Genomic DNA, 18966 nt, shown 5'->3' on the forward strand with positions numbered 1-18966 from the left:
CCCCGCCGCTCAGACGAACCGGACGGTCTGCTGCAGTCGGTCGCGGATCGCGAAGACGTCGACCGAACCCTCGGGCGACCAGACGCCGGAGAGCACCTGCCCGAGCGCACTCCGGCGGACGATGAACGCCGTGGGCTTCCGGGGCGTGCCGATGAGCTCGACGTCCTCGTCGACGGCGGAGTCCGGCACCACGAGAACCCGGCCGGTGAACCGGACCCTGGTCTGCTTCTGCACGGCACGGGCCGCACGGACCAGTTCCTTGACCGGCCGTTCCCCCGACCCGAGCGTCTCGCCCACGACCTCGCCGTGCTCCACCATGACCGGGCCACCCCAGTCGATCGACTCGACGGCCCACAGCCCGGTCGGCGTGAGGATCGCGTGGTCGAGCTTGCCCTCGGCCCCCGCGTCGAGGTCGTGCCACACGGTGACGCCGATGCCCATGTCCGCGACGATCGCCGCCGTGGCCTCCTCGGCCAGCGCCTCGCCGAGGAGCCGCCGGACGTGCCGGGGCGCCGAGCGCACGAGCACCGGGTCGTAGGGGTCCTCGATCGGGTCGCCGAGACCGACCCACTCGCGCTCCGCGGCGAGGAAGACCTCGCGCGAGCGCCCGCCGGGGTGCCCGTACGACCGGGCCCGCGGGCGGGAGTCGCGACGGGCCGACGGGGGTGCGTAGGCGTCGCGACCGGCGTCGGGCCTCCAGGCGGCGGAGCCCGTCGGGGCGGAGGTCGGCGACGACGTACCCGGCCGGACCGCGCCGGAGTCGTAGGCACGGCGGGCCGCAGGTGTGCCGATGCGCTCCCAGGCCACCTGCACCCGGCGGAACCGCTGCGCGTCCCCACCGAGGTCGGGGTGGCTCTCCCGCGCCGCACGCCGGTAGGCGCGGCGGAGGGTGTCGTCGTCGGCGGTCGCGGGGACCCCGAGGACCTCGTACGGGGTGGCGTCCGCCGGGCTGTCGGTCATGGCCCTGGAACGCTACCCGACGCAGCGTCGGTGTCCGCCGCGAGCGCGCTGGACACGCGCTGAGCCGCCGGGGCCGGACGGGCTCCTGCGGTGCGGGACCGCCCTCAGCGCAGTGCGGCCGTGATCCGGTCCCCGTGCTCCTCGAGCCAGGCGACGTCGGCCCGGTACAGGTCGGCGTGCCCGTGCGCCAGGTCGCTCACGAACTTCGGGTTGCCGGCGGCGGCCTCGGTCTCGAGGGTGGTCACGAGGGCCACCAGTCCGGCGGTGATCGTCTCGACGAGCACGCCGCGCGAACGGTCGTCGAGGCCGTAGGCGCGGCAGAACTCGGCGGCACGGGTGATCCGGTCCTCGAACGCCGGCACGGGTCGACCTTCGTCCGCCCCCGTCGTGAACGGCGCGAACCGGTACACGGCACTGGCGACGTCCCAGACGCGAGGGCCCGGGTGGGCGGTGTCGAAGTCGATCACGCCGACCGCTGCGATGCCGTCGTAGACGACGTTGTACGGGGCGAAGTCGCCGTGCACGACCGTCTCGACCGGCACGCGGGCGGCCTGCGACCAGACGTCGACGGAGTCGTCCAGGGGGAAGCTCGCCGCGGCGTCGTGGAACTGACGGAGGAGCCGCGCACTCGTGACGAGCGCGGCCTCGCTGGCGACGTCCTCGCTCCATGGGTACTCGCCCGCCACACCCGGCACGAACGACACCGTCTCGAGCGCGTCGCCGAGGGCGATCGGTGCCGGGGCCGCGACGAACCCCTGCTCGTGCAGGTGCGCGAGCAACCGGTGGACCGTCGGGGTCCACGGACCGGCAGGGCGGTGCACCCGGTCGTCGGTCTTGGTGATCCGTTCCATGGGGGAACCTCCTGAGCGTCGTCGTCGACGTGCCCGCAACTGTAGTGGCTGCACCCCTGGCGGTGTCCGGCTGGTGCGGACACCATCCGGAGGACGCGCTCTGGTGCGACGACTCGCGCGCGTGGTCCTCAGGCGGGCAGGAGCTCCCGCAGCCACGAGGGCCCGCGCACGTCGGCACCGACGGCCGTCACCCGCTCGCGGAGCCCCCGGTCCGCGGTCACGACGACGACCGGCCCGTCCCCGGCGACGACGGCGGCCTCGGCCGCGGTGACGATCGCGTCGTCCCCCGCCGCGGGCGCGCGGTGGACGACGACCGTGGGCAGACCCGGGCGGCCGTCGACGTCGGTCGGGGATGCGCCGCGGGCCTCCCCCTCGAGCACCACGGTCCACCGCGGCCACCACCTGGCCGGCGGCAGGTCGAGGGCTCCGCCGTCGACCCCGGACGCGGCGAGCGCCGACACCCGGGCGACGAGTCGGGAGGCGGCGCCGGCACGGTCCGCCCACCAGCCGTCCGGGACACTCCCGACGACGTTCGCCGCGTCGACGACGACGTGGGGTGTCCGGTCGAGGGTGGCGCGCAACGCCGGCCACGAGGCGCCGAAGCCGGGGTGGAGCGGCAGGTCCTGGACCTCGGCGACGGGGACCCACGCGAGCGCGAGGCTCTCGCGGTCGGCCACGACCGGCTGGAACGGCCGGGAGGCCCGCCCGACGACGGTCGTGTAGGTCCAGAACCCGAGGTCGAGCACGGCGGTGTGGCGGAGGTCGATGCCGTCCTCCGGGACGCCGGCTTCCTCGGCGGACTCGCGGAGGGCGGCGGTGACCGGGTCCTCGTGCTGGTGGCGGGCGCCGCCGGGGATGCCCCAGGTGCCGCCGTGGTGGCTCCACTCGACGCGGTGCTGCAGGAGCACACGGCCGTCGCCGTCGTCGACGAGCAGGCCGGCCGCACCGAAGCGACCCCAGGCCTTGGTGCCGTCGGGTCCGATCGCCCAGGCGTCACCGGGGTCGCGCGGCCCGGTCGGGGGTCCGGGTGGCGGTCCCGCCGGGGTCGCGGTCCGTCGTTCGTCGTCCACGGCCCCAGCCTCCCACACCGGTCGTGCACGTGCCCCTGGACGTGGGCGCGGGAGCGTGTACGGTGTCGTCCGAGACACGGGGTGCCGCATCCGAGCGGCTGAGATCACACCCGTCGAACCTGCTCGAGCTCGTACTCGCGAAGGGATCGTCCATGGAGAACGCTGCGCCCACGACCGACTGGGCACACCGCACCGCCAACCTGCTGGAGGCCGTCCGTACCCGGGCGCCGCTGGTGCAGTGCATCACGAACACGGTGGTGCAGAACGTCACCGCGAACGTGTTGCTCGCGCTGGGGGCGTCGGCCGCGATGGTCGACGTGCCGACCGAGGCGGGGCCGTTCGCCGGCGTCGCCGACGGTCTGCTCGTCAACACCGGCACGCCGCACGCCGAGCCGTCGGCCGCGTCGCTCGAGGCCGCTGCCGCAGCCGTCGTCGCCGGGACGCCGTGGGTCCTCGACCCGGTGGCGGTCGGGTCGTTGCCGGTGCGGACGGCCCTGGCACGTGACCTGCTCGCGCTGCGGCCGACGGTGCTGCGCGGGAACGCGTCGGAGGTGCTCGCGGTCCTCGGGGCCTCGGCGGGTGGTCGGGGCGTCGACAGCACGGTGGGCACGGAGGACGCCCGCGACGCCGCGACCGCCGCCGTGGACGCCGGCACCGTCCAGGCGGTGGCGGTGTCCGGCGCGGTGGACCTCCTGGTGGCTCCGGACGGGCTGGTCCGCGTCGCGAACGGGACCGAGCTCCTCACCCGGATCACGGGTGGTGGGTGCGCGCTGGGTGCGGTGGTCGCCGCCTTCGCCGCGGTGGCCCCCGGCCGCCCGCTCGACGCGGCGGTCGCCGCGACGGCGGTGCACACGATCGCCGCGGAGCTCGCCGCGCGGGACGCCGGCGGCCCCGGCACCTTCCAGCCGCTGTTCCTCGACCGGCTCGCGTCACTGACGCCGGAGGACGTGGTCCGGGAGGCCCGGATCACCGCCCACGGTCCGGCCACCACGGCCGCTGCCGCGACGAGCGGACCGACGTCGTGAGCGCGCCCGACACCGCTGCTGCGACCTCCGGGAGCGCCGGCCTGGGCGTCTACCTGGTCACCGACACCGCCATGGCCGAGCGGCACGGGCACGGGGTCGTCGGTGTCGTGCGGGCTGCCGTGGGAGCGGGGGTGCGGATCGTGCAGGTGCGGGACAAGACGGCGTCGGCACGGGACCTCCTCGCGCTGACGGCCGCGGTTGCCGACGCGGTGGGCGACCGTGCCCTCGTCGTGGTGGACGACCGGCTCGACGTGGCGTTGGCGGCCCGGCACGCGGGTCACCGGGTGGCCGGGGTGCACCTCGGCCAGTCGGACGTCCCGGCGAGCGCCGCCAGGGCGCTGCTCGGTCCGGAGGGCCACGTGGGGTTGACGGCGAACACGACCGAGCACCTGGTGGCGGTCGCGGCCCTGCCGACCGGGACGGTGGACCTGCTCGGTGTCGGGGTCGTGCACCCGACGAGCACGAAAGCGGACCACCCGCCGGCGCTCGGCGTGGACGGGTTCGCTCGGATCGCGGTGACGACGACCGTCCCGTGCGTCGGCATCGGCGGTGTCGGGTTGGCCGACGTCGGACCGCTGCGGGACGCCGGGGCCGCGGGGGTGGCGGTCGTGTCGGGGATCTGCGCGGCGCCGGACCCGGCGGCTGCTGCTGCGGCGTTCGTCGCTGCGTGGGACGGAGCGGGGCGATGACCGCGGGGACGGTCACCACGGCGGGTCCGTCGCCGATGCCGCGGGTGCCGCGGGTGCCGCGGGTGCCGCGGGTGCTCAGCATCGCCGGCACGGACCCGACCGGTGGGGCGGGCATCCAGGCGGACCTCAAGTCGATCGCCGCGCACGACGGGTACGGCATGGCGGTGGTCACGGCCCTGGTCGCGCAGAACACCCGCGGGGTGCGGTCCGTGCACGTCCCCGACTCGGCGTTCCTGGGCGAGCAGCTCGACGCGGTGTGGGACGACGTCACGGTCGACGCGGTGAAGACCGGCATGCTCGGCACCGCCGAGGTCGTCCGGGTCGTCGTGGACGGGTTGCGACGGCACCGGCCGCGGTGGCTGGTCGTCGACCCCGTGATGGTGGCGACGAGCGGTGACCGCCTGCTCGACCGTGACGCCGAGGCAGCGATGGTGGACCTCTTCGCCCTCGCTGACCTCGTCACCCCGAACCGCGATGAACTGCGGGTCCTCGCCGACCTCGCCGGGTCCGACGCCACCGAGCCCCTCGACGCGGCCCTGGCGGTCGCCCGGCACTTCGACGTCCGGGTCCTTGCGAAGGGCGGACACGACGGCGGTCCCACGTCGGACGACGCCCTGGTCACGCCGGACGGCTCCGTGCGGGTGTTCACCGGGCCACGGGTGGCGACGGAGAACACGCACGGGACGGGCTGCTCGCTCTCGAGTGCGATCGCGACGACCGTGGCCCGGCACGGGGACTGGGAGCTCGCCGTCGGCACCGCCAAGACGTGGCTCACCGCGGCACTCCTCGGGGCGGACGCGCTCGCGGTCGGACAGGGTCACGGACCCGTCGACCACAACGCCGTCGTGCGTGCTGCACTGCCGACGCCGCGGGTGACCGACGTGTGGTGGACCGACGCCACGGCGGTGCTCGACGACACCCTCGCGTGCACGTTCCTCCGGGGCCTCGCCGACGGCACGCTCGACGCCGAGGTCTTCGCCGGGTACCTCGCGCAGGACGTGCACTACCTCCGCGCGTACGAGCAGCACCTCCGGGCGGTCGCAGCGGGGTCGACGGGTGACGCCGCGGCGTTCTGGACCTCGGCGAGCGAGGGCTGCGCGGACGAGGCCCGCGACCTGCACCACCGCCGGTTGGCCGGCTCGCACGCCGACGACCCGGTGCACCCGGTCTGCGCCGGCTACCTCGCTCACCTGTCGTCGGCCGCCGACGAGGCCGCTCGGACGGGTGACGTCTCGGTGCTCGCCGCCGCCGTGCTGCCCTGCTTCCGGGTGTACGCGTGGGTCGGGGAACGGCTCGGCACGGCGCCGGTCGGGCATCCGTTCGCGGACTGGATCACGGCGTACGGGGATCCGGGGTTCGCGACGTCGAGTGCGCGGGCGACCGACCTCGTCGAGGAGCTCGCGGCACGAGCGGACCCGGAACTGCGCGGGCGGATGGCCCGCGCCTTCCGGGAGTCGGTCGCGCAGGAGCTCGCGTTCTTCCGGATGCCCGAGCAGTTCACCGGTCCCCTGCTCGACGGAGGCGGGGCAGGTCTCCCGGCCGGTGCGCCCGTTCCGGGTCCGACCGCGGGTGGGGGGTCAGGCCGGGTGTGAGCGGGCGGTGCGGACCCCGTCCGCACCGGTCCCGCGCCGCACGAGGGTGACCTGCAGGTCCGTGCCGTCCACCGAGCAGCGCATCCACGTGTGGTCCGGTTGACGACGACGGTCGGTGGGCGACCCGGGGTTGAGCAGGCGCATGCCGTTCGCTGCTGTCGAGTCCCACGGGATGTGCGAGTGCCCGAACACGAGCACGTCGACGTCCGGGTGGTCGACGACCGCTCGTCGTTCGCGTCCCGTCGCCGCGCCGGTCTCGTGCACGACCGCGAACCGCAGCCCCTCGACGCGGCGGGAGGCGACGAGCGGCAGCCGGTCCTCGAACCCGACGTCGTTGTTCCCCCGCACCGCGAGGAGGTCACGGGACCGGGCCGCCAGGAGGTCGACCGTCGCCAGGTCCACCCAGTCCCCCGCGTGCACGACGAGGTCGGCGGCGTCGATGTCCGCCCAGAGTTCCGGTGGCAGGTCCTTCGCCCGCTTCGGCAGGTGCGTGTCGGACAGCAGGACGAGCGAGGTGGTCACGGCTCGGTCGATCTGGCCGGCATCGGCAGCTCGGCCTCGTCCGCGGCACCGAGCCGCTCGAGCATCCCGGCGAGCAGCGCGACGTCGTCGTCGGACCAGTCGGCCAACCGCTCCACCAGGGCGTCGCGGTGGAGCTGGACGGATCGGTCGAGGGCCTGGCGGCCGGCATCGGTCGCCTCGAGCGGCTTGGCGTTGCCGGTGCCGCCGTCGACGGTGCGGACGAGCCCGGCGGCGAGGAGCCCGGACAACTGGCGCGAGATGGTCGACCGGTTCAGACGAAGGTACCGGGCGATGTCGATGGCCATGCACCCCGGGTGCTGCACCACGAAGTCGACCAGGGACTGGTCGACGACACTCAGCACGTCCGCGGTCCCGCGGGCCCGGACACTCGCGCGTCGGGTGATGCGGGAGAGCTCGGTGTACGCCCGTCCGATGTCCGCTTCGCGGATCCCCGGGCCCCTCGGGTCGGCCATGGTGTTCCAGTCTGTCGTCCGGCCGTCGGCCGGTGGCGGGTCGCCCCGGTACGGAGCGCGGTGCTGCGTCGGCGGTCCCCCGCGTCGGTGTCGCGAGGGCCCCTCCGCCGACGGTGTCGACCCCACGATAACGGCGGTCCCCCGGAACGGGGACCGGTGTGACGGGACGAGCCGGGACCTCCGTGCGGCGGTCCCTGCCGGTCTCGGCCTCAGTCCGCGACGCCGCGGCTGAGCAGGTCGACCTTGTCGGGGTGCTCGTCGAACCACTGGCTGACGAACCAGCACATCGGGACGATGCGCTTCGTGGACGTCGTCTCGACGTCCGTGACGGCGTGCTCCACGAGCTCACCGGCGTACCCGTGCCCGCGGTGCTCCGGGACCGTGTACGTGTGCGGGAAGGCGATCGCGTCACCGTTCACGCGGTAGTCGAGGACGCTCACGAGCGCCCCGTCGACGTACATCGCGTAGCGGTCGCGGTCGGCCTCGTTCCGGAACTCGTGTGTCATGGCGCCATCCTGCACCGCGCACGCACGGCCGGTCATGCGTCGGTCCCGAAGGCGTGGCGGTGCGCGTGGAATGACCGGTGCGCGAGCGTGTTGCACCCCTCATGACCACCATCGGAATCATCGGAGCAGGCAACATCGGATCCCAGCTCGCACGCCTCGCGGTGCAGCACGGCCACCAGGTCGTGATCGCGAACTCACGGGGACCGGAGACGCTGACGGACCTCGTGGCGGAGCTCGGCGAGCACGCCACCGCCGGCACCCGCGAGGACGCGGCCACGCAGGGCGAGATCGTCGTCGTGACGGTGCCGCTCGGTGCCGTCGAGACGATCCCGGTCGAGCCACTCGTCGGCAAGGTCGTCATCGACACGGACAACTACTACCCGCAGCGCGACGGGCACATCGCGGCCCTTGACGACGAGACGACCACCACGGCCGAGATGCTGCAGGACCGCCTGGTCGGCGCGCACGTCGTCAAGGCCTTCAACCACATCGTCGCCGCCGACCTCACCACGGACGGCGCCGCCCGCGGCACCGAGGGCCGCCGCGCCCTCGTCGTGGCCGGTGACGACGAGGGCGCCAAGCGCACGGTCGCGGACCTCATCGACGAGTTCGGGTTCGACACCGTCGACGCCGGTCCGCTCGCCGAGGGATGGCGCATCCAGCGCGACACCCCGGGCTACGGCGTGCGCATGACCGCGGACGAGCTGCGTGACGCCCTCGCCGCCGCGAAGCGGTACCGCGACATGTGACGGTCCTGCACCGACCGTTCCACCCCCTCTGACTGGGGCGTTCGGCCGCTGGTCCCTCCCGGTAGAACTGACACTGGATCGATCCAGGGAGAGGAACTGCGGCCGTGGCGTCTCATCGCATGCCCGAGTCCGAGCGACCCCGTCGCGCGGTGCCCGCCTGGGTGACCGCGCCCCCGGAGGACGCCGGTGCCCCTGCCCCGAGCAGTGTCCTCCCCGCGGTCGTCGTCGCCGACCGCGCCGGTGCCGATCCGGTCACCGACCGCACCCGGTCCGGTGCCGAGGCGGCGCCGGTCCTGGAGGCACGCCCCACTGCCGCCCCGCCGGTCCTCAACCCGGACGCGGTCGTCCCCGACTTCCCGCCGACACCGGAACTGCTGCCGCCCGCTCCGACGTCGCCCAACGTCGACACGGTCCCCTTCTCGGCGCTCGCCAGTGCTCGCGCGGTCGTCGCGGGTCCCGGCCCGGCCGACGGCTCCGGTGTGCAGGTCGCCGGTGACCGGGGGGAGGCCGGGAACGCCGACACCACGCGCGCCGCCGGGCGACACGGGGCTGCCCGGGTCGCCTCGGCCGATCGACAGGACGTCGCTGCCGGCAGCGGGATGGCCCTGCCGGTCGCACCCGTCCTCGGTGGTGCCCACGCTGCCCACACGCGCTCGACCGCCAGCGCGCCGGGCACCCTCGAGGCTCAGCCCGCCACGCCCACCTCGCTGCCGACCGCTCCGCACGGGCTGCTCCCGAGCGGCTCGCTCCCCGCCGGGCCACCGCTGCCCACCGTCGGCAGCGACCAGGGCACTGCGGCGGGAGCGACCACCGTCGGCACTCCGGCAGCCGGCAGCGCACCGGCCCCGGCCATGCCGCCGGCACCCGTGCTCCCGGTGGTGCCCGCGCCCGGTCAGCCGCGGTTCTCGGTGCCCGGACTCGAACACGTCGTCGTCGAGGGTGTCGAGCCCGAGCCCGTCGGACCCATCGGGTACCGCACCCCGGCCCGCTTCGCCCGACAGCAGGCACGTGTCGTCCCGCCCGCGGTCACCGCACCGCCGACGTTCGACGCCGTGCTCGCCAGCCCGGCACCGAGCACCGCAGCCCGGTTCCCCGGTCCGGCGGCAGAGGCGCAGCCCGTCACCGCGCCGGTCGTCCCCGCGGTCACGCGCGCCCTCCCGGCCGTCACGCCGACCCAGGACATCGCGACGGAGACCGTGGCGTCCGACGGTGCGGCGACGCACCTCCCGACCCCTGCCCGCGAGCACCGGAACGCTGCCCGTGGCCGCGCCACGAGCAGCCGACGTCCCTTCCTGCCTCGGCGACCGACGGCCCCGCCCACCAAGACGCGCTCCACCGCGGTTCCCCTCGCCGGGACGACGACGACGCCGGAACACGCCCCGACGGCGGCGCCCGTGTCGGAAGCCACCACAGGCCGACCAGCCAGCACGGCTCGCTCGGCCGTGCGCCCGGGACGTCCGCTCGGGTCGACGCCGGGTGCCGTGCTCGGCGCCCTGGCCGGTCTCGGCACGCTCGGTCTGGCCGCCTGGTGGTTCACCGCCCCCGCGACCGTGCACGCCGTCGGTGTCCTGCTCGGCGTGATCGCGGTCCTGGTGTCCTCGATGACGATGCGGAATCCGGCATCGACCTGGCAGAGGCCGGTCGCGCTCCTCGGCACCGTGCTCGGCGCGGTCGGCACGGTCGTGCTGCTCTGGGCGGTCGCGTCCGCGCTCGGTGCGCCGCTACCGGACCTGACCGGCACGGGGACCACGCCGACGATCGTGCCCTGAGTCCACTCCGGGCTCACCCCCTCACACGGCACGGACGACGCCGCGCGACAGGATCGCGTTCGTCAGCGCCTCGATCGGCTCGCGCTGCACGGTCGGGTTCGCGATGAGGACGTAGTCGACCGCCGGCAGGTCCGGCAGCGACAGCCGTTGCGACACCTTCACGAGGTCCGCCGGGATCAGCGAGTGCGGGAACACCGCGACGCCGATGCCGGCACGGACCGCGGCGAGCACCCCGTTGACGTCGCGGGTGTTGCAGGTGATCCGCCAGGTGCGGCCCCCGGCCTCGAGGGCGTCGATGGCCATCTGTCGGCTGATGCTCGGCGCCTGGTACGCGATCAACGGCACCGGGTCATCGACCTCGAGCGCGATGCCGTCCTGGGCCATCCACACCATCTGGTCCGACGCGACGCGGGTGCCCTCGGCGGACTCCCCCGCCGTCCGCTTGATGAAGACGAGGTCGAGCTGCCCCGCGTGCACCCGTCGGAGCAGCGGTGCGGACTGGTTCACCGTCAGCTCGAGGTCCACCTGCGGGTGCAGCTTCCGGAAGTCGCGGAGGATGCGGGGCAGCTGCGTGATCGCGAGGTCGTCGGCCGCGCCGAACCGGAGACGACCCCGCGCGGCCACCCCGGAGAAGTAGGCATCCGCCGTGGCGTGCGCGGCGAGGATCGTCCTGGCGAACCCCGCCATCGCGTCGCCGTTGTCGGTCAGGCGCACGCCGCGGGTGTCCCGGGCGACGAGGGTCCGGGCGACCGCGGACTCGAGCCGGCGCACGTGTTGCGAGACCGTCGGTTGGCTGATGCCGAGACGGACACCGGCCTGCGTGAAGCTGCTCGTCTCGGCGACGGCGAGGAAGGTCCGGAGCAGGACGGGATCGAGCACGGCTGGCCCTTCATTCGACATCGCAATGGAGTGATGCCGATCATAGGAGGATCGAATGGGTTCGGAACGGTTAGTTTCGATCGGGTACCGTTCCCGCCCTCGACAGCCGGAGTCCCCCACACCGTGCGTCCGTCCCCGACGACCGTCCACCCACCCACCGAGCCGCTCCCGATCAGCACGACCCGCCCTCCGTGGCGACGCTCCTTCATCGCGCTGTCGGTGCCGAACTTCCGGCTCTTCACCGCCACCAACCTGGTGGCGATGACCGCCGGGTGGATGCAGCGGATCGCCCAGGACTGGCTCGTGCTGCAGCTCACCGGCTCGGTCGCGCAGGTCGGCATCACGGTCGCGTGCCAGTTCGCCCCGATGCTGCTGTTCGGGCTCCTCGGCGGGGTCTTCGTCGACCGGTACTCGAAGCGCGCGCTGATGATGATCACGCAGGGCGCCTTCGCGGTCCTCTCCCTGCTCCTCGCCGTCCTCACCCTGGCCGGGATGGTGGAGGCGTGGCACATCTGGGTGATCGCGTTCCTGGTCGGCATGGTCACCGTGATCGACAACCCGGCGCGGCAGGTGTTCGTCACCGAGATCGTCGGGCACCAGCACCTCCGCAACGCGATCAGCGTCAACTCGTCGGTGTTCCAGCTCGGCGGGATGATCGGTCCGGCGCTGTCCGGGATCCTGCTCGTCGCCGTCGGGGCCGGGTGGTCGTTCGGCATCAACGCCGTCGCCTGTGTCGCGGTGGTCGTGACGCTCGGGTTCCTCCGCGTCTCCGAACTCCACCGCACACCGCCGGCCGCCCGGGCGAAGGGGCAGCTCGTCGAGGGGCTGCGGTACGCCGCGGCCAAGCCGACGATCATCGTGCCCGTCGTCCTGCTCGCGTTCTTCTCCGTCTTCGCGCTGACGATGCCGGTGCTGCTGTCCGCCTTCGCGTCCGACGTGTACGGAGTCGGTGCCGGCGGCTACGGCCTGTTCAACTCCGCCGTCGCGGTGGGCGCGCTGACCGGCGCGGTCCTCTCCACCCGTCGCGCGGTGGTGCGCCTGCGCACCATCGTCGGCGGGGTGTTCTGGACCGGGCTGTTGCTCGTGGTCGCCGGGTCGGCGCCGACCATCGCGCCGTTCACCGTCCTGCTCGTCGTGGTCGGCCTGTCGCAGCTGCTCTTCATGACGGCGTCGAACTCGCTCGTCCAGCTGTCGTCGAACGTCGCGATCCGCGGGCGGGTCATGTCGTTGTACGTCCTCGTACTGCTCGGCGGCCAGGCCGTCGGTGGTCCGGTGATGGGCCAGGTCGTCGACCACTTCGGCGCGCACGTCGGGATGGTGGTCGCCGGTGGCGTGCCGGCCGCGGCGGCCGCGGTGATCGCCCTCGTCCTGGCCCGGCGAGGCGGCCTGCACCTCGAAGTGCGGATGCGCCACCACCTGCCGCTGCCGGCCATCGTCGGCGACCGCTGACCGCGGACGGCGCGCCCCCCACGCCGCCGGTACCGGACCGACGCGCCAGCGGCGGGGCGGCCGTGACGGACGGGAGGCCCGTGACCAGCCGGTCACGGGCCTCCCGTCCGTCCCGTGGTGACGCGAGTGCCTGCGCTCAGTAGGCGACGCCGAACCGCGCCTGGTGGTGCTTCGGCTCCTCGATCTCGTCGACGACCGCGATCGCGTAGTCGGCGCCCGAGATGTCCGAGTTGCCGTCGGCGTCGGTGAGGAGGACGTCGTCCGAGGTGCGGTACGTGCCGCGACGCTCGCCCGGGTTGTAGCTGCCGAAGGCGGCGGCGGGGCTGACGTAGAACCAGTCGACGTCGGTGCCACCGGCGCGGAGGGACTCGAGGACCTGACCGTGGCTCTTCGCCTCGCCCTTGAACGCGTCGGGGAACTCGGCCGTGTCGTAGAGGGCCGGGCCGCCCTCGGCGACGAGGAGCGAGCCGGCACCGCCGACGATGCCGAGGCGCGCACCGGCAGCGGCCGCGGCGTCGACGAAGTGCTGGAACCGGTCCTTCAACTCGGTACCGTCCGACTGGACCGCGTGCAGGGCGACGATGACGACGTCGGCGTCCTTCGTGACGTCCGAGACGAAGCCGGCGTCGAACGCGTCGCCCTGGGCGAGGGTGAGGTGCTCGGCCGCGTCGAGCTTGGAGGTGTCACGCGCGACGGCGATGACCTCGTGGCCGCGGGAGAGGGCTTCACGGACGATGGCGGAGCCGGCGTAGCCGGTACCCCCGAAGACGACGATGGTGGACATACGAGCTCCTTCGTGGTGGTGGTGCCGACGCGATCGCGCGCCGTGTCACTCACTGTACGGGTGTTACTCTCTTTTGGTGAGTAGGCACCTCGCGGTGCGTGACGGAGGTCCGGATGAGTGCGCTCGAGTACAGCCCCTACGCGGCGGACTGCCCCTCGCGGCAGCTCCTCGACCGGATCGGGGACCGCTGGAGCGTCCTGACGATCGGTGCCCTCGCCGACGGACCGCGACGGTATTCCGCGATCGCGACGCGGGTGCAGGGTGTGTCGCAGAAGATGCTCACGCAGACGCTCCGGGCCCTCGAGCGCGACGGCTTCGTCACCCGGACGGTCTTCCCCGAGATCCCGCCGCACGTCGAGTACGAGCTCACCGACGTCGGCAGGTCACTCCGCGCGGTGCTCGTGCCGCTCGAACAGTGGGCGATCGACCACATGGACGGGGTCGCCGAGGCACGCACGGGGTACGACTCCCGCTCCTGACCGCACCCGGTCTGGAATCGTCGCCGACCGCGGGTGGTTGCGTGGAGGCATGCGATCCATCGTCTACTCCCAGCCCGGAACGTCCGCCGTCCTCTCCCTCGCCGACCGCCCTGTCCCCGAGCCCGGCGCCGGTGAGGTCCGCATCCGCGTCGTCGTCTCCGGGGTGAACCCCACTGACTGGAAGGCCCGGCAGGGCGGCACGTACGGCGACGGTCTGCCGTTCCCGGAGATCACGCCGAACCAGGACGGTGCCGGCGTGGTCGATGCAGTCGGCGACGGCGTCGAGGGTCTGTCCGTCGGTGACCGCGTCTGGCTGTTCATGGCCGCCGCGTCCCGCCCGACCGGCACCGCGCAGGAGTTCACCGTCATGCCTGCCGCCCGCGTCGTCCCGCTCCCCGAGGGCGTCTCGTTCGACGTGGGTGCCAGCCTCGGCGTCCCGGCGATCACCGCACACCGTGCCCTCACCGTGCACGAGGACGGCCCCACCCGCCTGTCCCCCGGCTCCCTGTCCGGCAAGACCGTGCTCGTCGCCGGCGGCGCGGGAGCGGTCGGGCACGCTGCGATCCAGCTCGCGCGCTGGGCCGGTGCGACCGTCATCGCGACGATCAGCTCCGAGGACAAGGCGACCCTCGCGACCGCCGCCGGCGCGCACCACACCGTGAACTACCGCGAGGACGGTGCGGCCGACCGCATCCGCTCAGTCGCCCCGGACGGCGTGGACATCGTCGTCGAGGTCTCGATCCCCGCGAACGCCGACCTCGACGCCGCGGTCCTGGCGAACCACGGCGTCGTCTCGATGTACGCGGACAACGGCGGCGACGCGGCCTCGATCCCGGTCCGGCCGAACATGGGCATCAACGCGCGCTACCAGTTCCTGCTGCTGTACACGATCGGCGACGCCGCCCGCGCAGCGGCGGCCGAGGACATCACGGCTGCGCTGCAGGACGGGGTGCTGGCAGTGGGCGAGGACGCCGGGCTCGCACTGATCCGCTTCCCGCTCGAGGAGACCGCGGCGGCCCACGACGCGGTGCAGGGCGACGCGGTCGGCAAGGTGCTCGTCGACGTGCAGTCGGTGGAGTAGGACGGGTCAGCGCGGCCGGTGCTCGCCGGTCGCGCGCCCGCCCGTCGCACGAGCGAGCCGCGTCCGTGCGGCAGCGACGGCACGTTGCAGGTTGGCTGCGACGACGCGCGGGTCGTCGTAGTCCCGGTCGTCGCCGCCGACGGATCGCGGCGGCGTCACCCGAGCGCGGCCGAACCCGGCAGCGCCCGACGGACTGATGCTCGTCATGGCGTCATGCTACGTCTCGGCCCCGACACGAGGACGCTGCTCACCGGACGGGTTCCGTGCCAGCCGCCGACACCGGGTCCAGCACCGGTGGGAAGGCGAGCACACAGGCGGTCGCGACGAACTCCGCGATGACGGCGACGTTCCGCACGTCGAGGTCGACGAACGCGTCCGGCGCCGGACTGTCGACGGTGAGCATGCCGAACGAGTAGTCCTCCGACCGCACCACGACCGCGACGTAGGAGCGCCAGCGCGGCTCGAACTCGGGATCGTCGTCCTCGGCGTCGACGTCGGACTCACGGTCACCGACGACCCGCGGCGGACCGCCCTGCAGCACCCATTCCAGGTTCCGGTCGCCGTACGGGGTGCCCGCACGGAAGGTCCCGGCGGTGTCGCCGGCGCCACCGTGCCCGATCGGTTCGAGGGCGTCCAGCGCCGGTGCGAGCAGGTACACGTTCGCCCGGACGTCGGGGACGTGCGGCAGCAGGTAGAAGGCCAGGGCCGCGGCCGCCCGGTCCGCGAACGCGCTCAGCTCGGTCCGTCGGACGACCGGGTCGTGCCCGGAGAACCGCGCCAACCGCGTGGCGATCTGCCCGAAGCCGTACTGCACGGCGACCTCGTACGCGGCGAGCGCAGCCGCACCGGTCTCCTCGGCGGAGGCACGGGCCCGTGCAGCGTGTCGGGCCCGGAGGACCTGCCAGAGGACGACGGCGACGAACACCACGAGGCCCGAGACGACGAGCCAGGCGCGGCCGACCGGCACGCCGACCAGGTTCGGCAGTTGGAAGACCGCCGTCGGCAGCGCCGCCGCGACGATCGGCAGCGCCACGTCGCCGGCGCGCCCTCGCCGTCCGTTCCCCTGTCCCACACGAGCACGGTACGGCCGACCACCGACGACCGAACACCGACGACCGGACCGGTCGGGAGGCGCGTGGCGGTGTTGGTCCGGGCCTCCCGTCCGTCGCGTGACGGGGCCCGGCAGGACCGACACGGTGCCCGCTCATCGGTGGGCTTGGTATGCAGGAGGCATGACCGACGTCGCAACGCCCCCTCCCACGCCCGGAACCAGAGCAGTCGTGCTCGGAGGGGGTGGTGTCGCCGGCATCGCCTGGGAGCTCGGCGTCCTCTCCGCCCTCGAGGACGCGGGGGCCGACCTCGGGGCCGCGGACCTCGTGGTCGGCACGAGCGCCGGCAGCGTCGTCGGGGCCTTCCTCCGCGCCGGAGGGGTCCGCGGGGCTTACGAGCAGCAGCTGAGCCCGCTCCCGACCACCTACGAGGAGCCCGCACCCGTCGACGTCACCGCGGTCGAGCAGCGGTTCGCCGCCGCACTGCAGGGTGCCACCTCGGAGCAGGACGCCCGGGCACGCATCGGCGCCGCCGCGCAGGAGGTCACCGGCGGACAGAGCGACGACGAGCGCGTGGCCACCTTCCGCGAGACGCTGCCCACGGCCGAGTGGCCGGACCGCCCGTACGCGGTGACCGCGGTCGACGCCGTCGACGGCTCCTTCCGTGTCCTCCGCGCCGAGGACGGCGTCCCGCTCGAGCGGGCCGTCGCCGCGAGCTGCTCGGTACCGATGGTGTGGTCACCGGTGCGCATCGACGGGCACCCGTACGTCGACGGCGGAGCCAGGTCGGCGACCAACGCGGACGTGGCGGCCGGGTACGAGCGCGTGCTCGTGATCGCCTGCAGCCCGGAGGGACCGTCCCCGCTCGGGCCGTGGCTCGACCGGGCCGTGGCGACGCTGCGCGACGGCGGCTCGCAGGTGGAGGTCCTCGTCGCCGACGAGGCGTCGCAGCGGGCCTTCGGCACGAACTCGCTGGCGCTGTCCACGCAGCGACCCGCCGCGGAGGCCGGGCGTGCGCAGGCGGAGCGGGTCGCTGACCGGATCGTCGCGTTCTGGTGCTGAGCCGACCCGGCGGGGATCAGCTCAGACGAACGCAGCCTGACCGGTGACGGCGCGCCCGACGATGAGCGTGTTGACCTCCCGCGTCCCCTCGTACGAGTAGATCGCTTCGGCGTCGGCGAAGAACCGGGCGACGCCCTTGTCGAGGACGATGCCGTTGCCGCCCTGGACCTCGCGGCACCAGCCGACGGTCTCGCGCATCTTCGCCGTGGCGAACGCCTTCGCCATCGCCGAGTGCTCGTCGCCGCCGAGTCCCTGGTCCTGCAGCGCGGACGCCTGCGTGCACAGGGCGATCGACGCGGTGATGTTCATGAGGGACTTCACGAGCAGGTCCTGGATGAGCTGGTGCGACGCGATCGGCTTGCCGAACTGCTCCCGCTCCCGGGCGTAGCGGAGGGCGGCCTCGTAGGCACCGACCGAGATGCCGACGGCCTGCCACGCGACCTCGGTGCGGGTCAGGCGGAGCACCGCGGCGGTGGACCGGAACGAGTCGGCGCGCTGCAGACGACGCGACTCCGGCACGCGGAGGTCCTGGAGCGTGATGTCCGCGTTCTGCACGGACCGGAGCGCGATCTTGTCCTCGATCTTCGTCGCGGTGAACCCCGGGGTGTCGGAGGTCACGAGGAAGCCCTTGACCTGGCCGTCGGCTTCGTCCTTCGCCCAGATGACGACGACGTCGGCGAAGGTGGCGTTGCCGATCCAGCGCTTCGAGCCGTTGAGGACCCAGGTGTCACCCTCGCGCCGGGCAGTGGTGCGGAGGCCGCGGGCGGAGTCGCTGCCGGAGAGCGGCTCAGTCAGCCCGAACGCCCCGACGAGTTCGCCGGACGCCATCCGGGGCAGCCACTCGCGCTGCTGCTCGTCACTGCCCGCGACCGCGACCGAGTTCATCGCCAGGCCGGACTGCACGCCGATGAAGGTCGCGACGCCGGCGTCGACCCGACCGAGTTCGAGCGCCGCCCAGCCGCGGTACACCGCCGAGTTCTCGAACTGACGCACGAGCGGCACGCCGGGCCCGTACATGCCGAGCTCGGCGAGCGGTGCGATGACCTGCTTCGGGAACTCGGCGCGGGCCCAGTACTCGTCCGCGATCGGCGCGACGTCGCGCTCGAGGTACTCGCGGAGCTCACCGAGGGAGTCGCGCTCCTGGTCGGTCAGCTGCTCCTGGAACCGGTAGAAGTCGGATTCCAGCAGAGGCGTCTGCGCAGCCGTCGTTGACATGGATCCAACGATGCATCATTCTCGGAAACGTTGCAAGACGCTGACGACGACTCGGGGGGAACCGTGAGCAGACAGCCACTCGGCGCCCTCGGATCGGCGCTCGTCCCGAGCGCGCTCGCCACCCGACTGGAGGCCCACCCCGAGTCCCGGCGCGCGTTCCGGTCCGCGCGCCACGCCTTCATCGACGGCGCGCGCATCGACATGGGAGCACTGGCGGCGTCGCTCGGGGTCGACCGGACCTCGCTGTTCCGGTGGGTCGGGAACCGGGACCAGCTGCTGTCCGAGATCCTCTGGTCGCTGGCCGTGCCGACGCTCGACGCCGCGGGCCGGGCGGCAGCGCCGGCAGGGGCCGCGCGCATCGTCGACGTCCTCGACCACTTCACCGCGGACCTGATCCGGGCGCCGTACTTCCGCGTGTTCCTGACCCGCGAGCCGGCGCGTGCGCTGCGACTCCTGACGACGACGGACAGCGACGTCCAGCGCCGGTTCGTCGCCGTGGTCTCGACGCTGATCGCCACCGAGCAGGAGTCCGGAGCCTTCGACCCGTCGCCGCTCTCCCCCGAGGAACTCGGTCGGCTGCTCGTCCGGGTCTCGGAGTCGTTCACCTACGCGGACCTGATCTCGGGCGAGACGCCGGACCCCGAGCGGGCACGGACGACGTTCGAGTACATCCTGCGCCCCGCACGGTGACGGCCAGTGGTGAGCCAGCAGCTCAGTGGAACCCGTCGTCGTCGACCGAACGCGGCACTCCGTGGCCCGGAC

Annotated in this window: 21 protein-coding genes and 1 riboswitch; of the genes, 10 read left to right on the forward strand and 11 right to left on the reverse strand. The window is 73.6% G+C overall.

Translation table 11 applies throughout. The annotated features are described in order from the left end of the window. Positions 1-9: 9 nt before the first annotated feature. The 3 genes from DEI83_RS03465 to DEI83_RS03475 form a co-directional block, all read right to left on the reverse strand. On the reverse strand, positions 10-960 hold the full coding sequence (locus DEI83_RS03465; RefSeq protein WP_111080369.1) for a DnaJ domain-containing protein: 951 nt from the start codon (positions 958-960) through the stop codon (positions 10-12). Between the two features lie 104 nt (positions 961-1064). After that, on the reverse strand, positions 1065-1811 hold the full coding sequence (locus tag DEI83_RS03470; protein ID WP_111080370.1) for a phosphotransferase enzyme family protein: 747 nt from the start codon (positions 1809-1811) through the stop codon (positions 1065-1067). 128 nt (positions 1812-1939) lie between these two features. Further along, on the reverse strand, positions 1940-2881 hold the full coding sequence (locus tag DEI83_RS03475) for an NUDIX domain-containing protein (RefSeq protein ID WP_111080371.1): 942 nt from the start codon (positions 2879-2881) through the stop codon (positions 1940-1942). Between the two features lie 67 nt (positions 2882-2948). After that, a riboswitch (TPP riboswitch) is annotated at positions 2949-3045 on the forward strand. Here DEI83_RS03475 and thiM point away from each other — a divergent pair. From thiM to thiD, 3 genes are all read left to right on the forward strand, one after another. Then, positions 3034-3906: a hydroxyethylthiazole kinase gene (thiM, locus tag DEI83_RS03480; protein WP_111080372.1), complete on the forward strand. Its 873-nt coding sequence runs from the start codon at positions 3034-3036 to the stop codon at positions 3904-3906. Its footprint overlaps the riboswitch before it by 12 nt. Continuing rightward, positions 3903-4595, forward strand: coding sequence for a thiamine phosphate synthase (thiE, locus tag DEI83_RS03485; protein WP_258371041.1), 693 nt, complete (start codon positions 3903-3905; stop codon positions 4593-4595). The genes thiM and thiE overlap by 4 nt, the downstream gene beginning before the upstream one ends. Beyond that, positions 4592-6187 (forward strand): bifunctional hydroxymethylpyrimidine kinase/phosphomethylpyrimidine kinase, encoded by a 1596-nt coding sequence (thiD, locus tag DEI83_RS03490; RefSeq protein WP_258371042.1) that lies wholly within the window; start codon positions 4592-4594, stop codon positions 6185-6187. The genes thiE and thiD overlap by 4 nt, the downstream gene beginning before the upstream one ends. Here thiD and DEI83_RS03495 read toward each other — a convergent pair. The 3 genes from DEI83_RS03495 to DEI83_RS03505 form a co-directional block, all read right to left on the reverse strand. Beyond that, entirely contained in the window at positions 6173-6709 is a 537-nt protein-coding gene (locus DEI83_RS03495; protein WP_111080373.1) for a metallophosphoesterase, read from the reverse strand. The two genes, thiD and DEI83_RS03495, sit on opposite strands and share 15 nt — an antisense overlap. Next, complete coding sequence (locus DEI83_RS03500) at positions 6706-7182, reverse strand: MarR family winged helix-turn-helix transcriptional regulator (protein WP_111080374.1); 477 nt, start codon at positions 7180-7182, stop codon at positions 6706-6708. Before DEI83_RS03500 ends, DEI83_RS03495 begins: the two co-directional genes overlap by 4 nt. Before the next feature lie 209 nt (positions 7183-7391). Continuing rightward, a complete protein-coding gene (locus DEI83_RS03505) occupies positions 7392-7688 on the reverse strand; it encodes a GNAT family N-acetyltransferase (RefSeq protein ID WP_111080442.1) in 297 nt (98 codons plus the stop codon). Between the two features lie 101 nt (positions 7689-7789). On the opposite strand from DEI83_RS03505, the gene DEI83_RS03510 reads away from it, so the two are divergent. Both DEI83_RS03510 and DEI83_RS03515 read left to right on the forward strand, forming a co-directional pair. Beyond that, entirely contained in the window at positions 7790-8437 is a 648-nt protein-coding gene (locus DEI83_RS03510) for an NADPH-dependent F420 reductase (protein ID WP_111080375.1), read from the forward strand. A 104-nt stretch (positions 8438-8541) separates the two neighbouring features. Continuing rightward, the gene (locus DEI83_RS03515; RefSeq protein WP_146243226.1) at positions 8542-10206 is read left to right on the forward strand and encodes a hypothetical protein; all 1665 of its coding nucleotides are present in this window, start codon (positions 8542-8544) and stop codon (positions 10204-10206) included. Positions 10207-10227: 21 nt separating this feature from the next. Here DEI83_RS03515 and DEI83_RS03520 read toward each other — a convergent pair whose 3' ends face one another. Then, the gene (locus tag DEI83_RS03520) at positions 10228-11085 is read right to left on the reverse strand and encodes a LysR substrate-binding domain-containing protein (RefSeq protein WP_111080377.1); all 858 of its coding nucleotides are present in this window, start codon (positions 11083-11085) and stop codon (positions 10228-10230) included. Between the two features lie 123 nt (positions 11086-11208). Here DEI83_RS03520 and DEI83_RS03525 point away from each other — a divergent pair, with 123 nt between their 5' ends. After that, a complete protein-coding gene (locus DEI83_RS03525; RefSeq protein WP_375334640.1) occupies positions 11209-12534 on the forward strand; it encodes an MFS transporter in 1326 nt (441 codons plus the stop codon). Positions 12535-12670: 136 nt separating this feature from the next. Here DEI83_RS03525 and DEI83_RS03530 read toward each other — a convergent pair whose 3' ends face one another. Beyond that, positions 12671-13318: an NAD(P)-dependent oxidoreductase gene (locus tag DEI83_RS03530; protein ID WP_111080379.1), complete on the reverse strand. Its 648-nt coding sequence runs from the start codon at positions 13316-13318 to the stop codon at positions 12671-12673. A 113-nt stretch (positions 13319-13431) separates the two neighbouring features. Here DEI83_RS03530 and DEI83_RS03535 point away from each other — a divergent pair, with 113 nt between their 5' ends. Both DEI83_RS03535 and DEI83_RS03540 read left to right on the forward strand, forming a co-directional pair. After that, positions 13432-13797 carry a helix-turn-helix domain-containing protein gene (locus DEI83_RS03535; RefSeq protein WP_111080380.1) on the forward strand — a complete coding sequence of 122 codons (366 nt, stop codon included), beginning with the start codon at positions 13432-13434 and terminating at the stop codon, positions 13795-13797. Positions 13798-13846: 49 nt separating this feature from the next. Further along, on the forward strand, positions 13847-14878 hold the full coding sequence (locus DEI83_RS03540; protein WP_111080381.1) for an NADPH:quinone reductase: 1032 nt from the start codon (positions 13847-13849) through the stop codon (positions 14876-14878). 6 nt (positions 14879-14884) lie between these two features. Here DEI83_RS03540 and DEI83_RS03545 read toward each other — a convergent pair whose 3' ends face one another. Continuing rightward, positions 14885-15085: a hypothetical protein gene (locus DEI83_RS03545; RefSeq protein WP_111080382.1), complete on the reverse strand. Its 201-nt coding sequence runs from the start codon at positions 15083-15085 to the stop codon at positions 14885-14887. A gap of 40 nt (positions 15086-15125) precedes the next feature. Further along, entirely contained in the window at positions 15126-15950 is an 825-nt protein-coding gene (locus DEI83_RS03550) for a GAF domain-containing protein (protein WP_146243227.1), read from the reverse strand. 160 nt (positions 15951-16110) lie between these two features. Between DEI83_RS03550 and DEI83_RS03555 the strand changes: the two genes are divergently transcribed. Further along, positions 16111-16989, forward strand: a complete 879-nt coding sequence (locus DEI83_RS03555; protein WP_111080384.1) for a patatin-like phospholipase family protein — start codon at positions 16111-16113, stop codon at positions 16987-16989. 21 nt (positions 16990-17010) lie between these two features. Here DEI83_RS03555 and DEI83_RS03560 read toward each other — a convergent pair whose 3' ends face one another. Next, positions 17011-18204, reverse strand: coding sequence for an acyl-CoA dehydrogenase family protein (locus tag DEI83_RS03560; RefSeq protein WP_111080385.1), 1194 nt, complete (start codon positions 18202-18204; stop codon positions 17011-17013). A 63-nt stretch (positions 18205-18267) separates the two neighbouring features. On the opposite strand from DEI83_RS03560, the gene DEI83_RS03565 reads away from it, so the two are divergent. After that, positions 18268-18894: a QsdR family transcriptional regulator gene (locus tag DEI83_RS03565; RefSeq protein ID WP_181431051.1), complete on the forward strand. Its 627-nt coding sequence runs from the start codon at positions 18268-18270 to the stop codon at positions 18892-18894. The last annotated feature ends 72 nt before the right edge of the window (positions 18895-18966 follow it).

Source organism: Curtobacterium sp. MCBD17_021, assembly GCF_003234525.1.
Taxonomy (GTDB): domain Bacteria; phylum Actinomycetota; class Actinomycetes; order Actinomycetales; family Microbacteriaceae; genus Curtobacterium.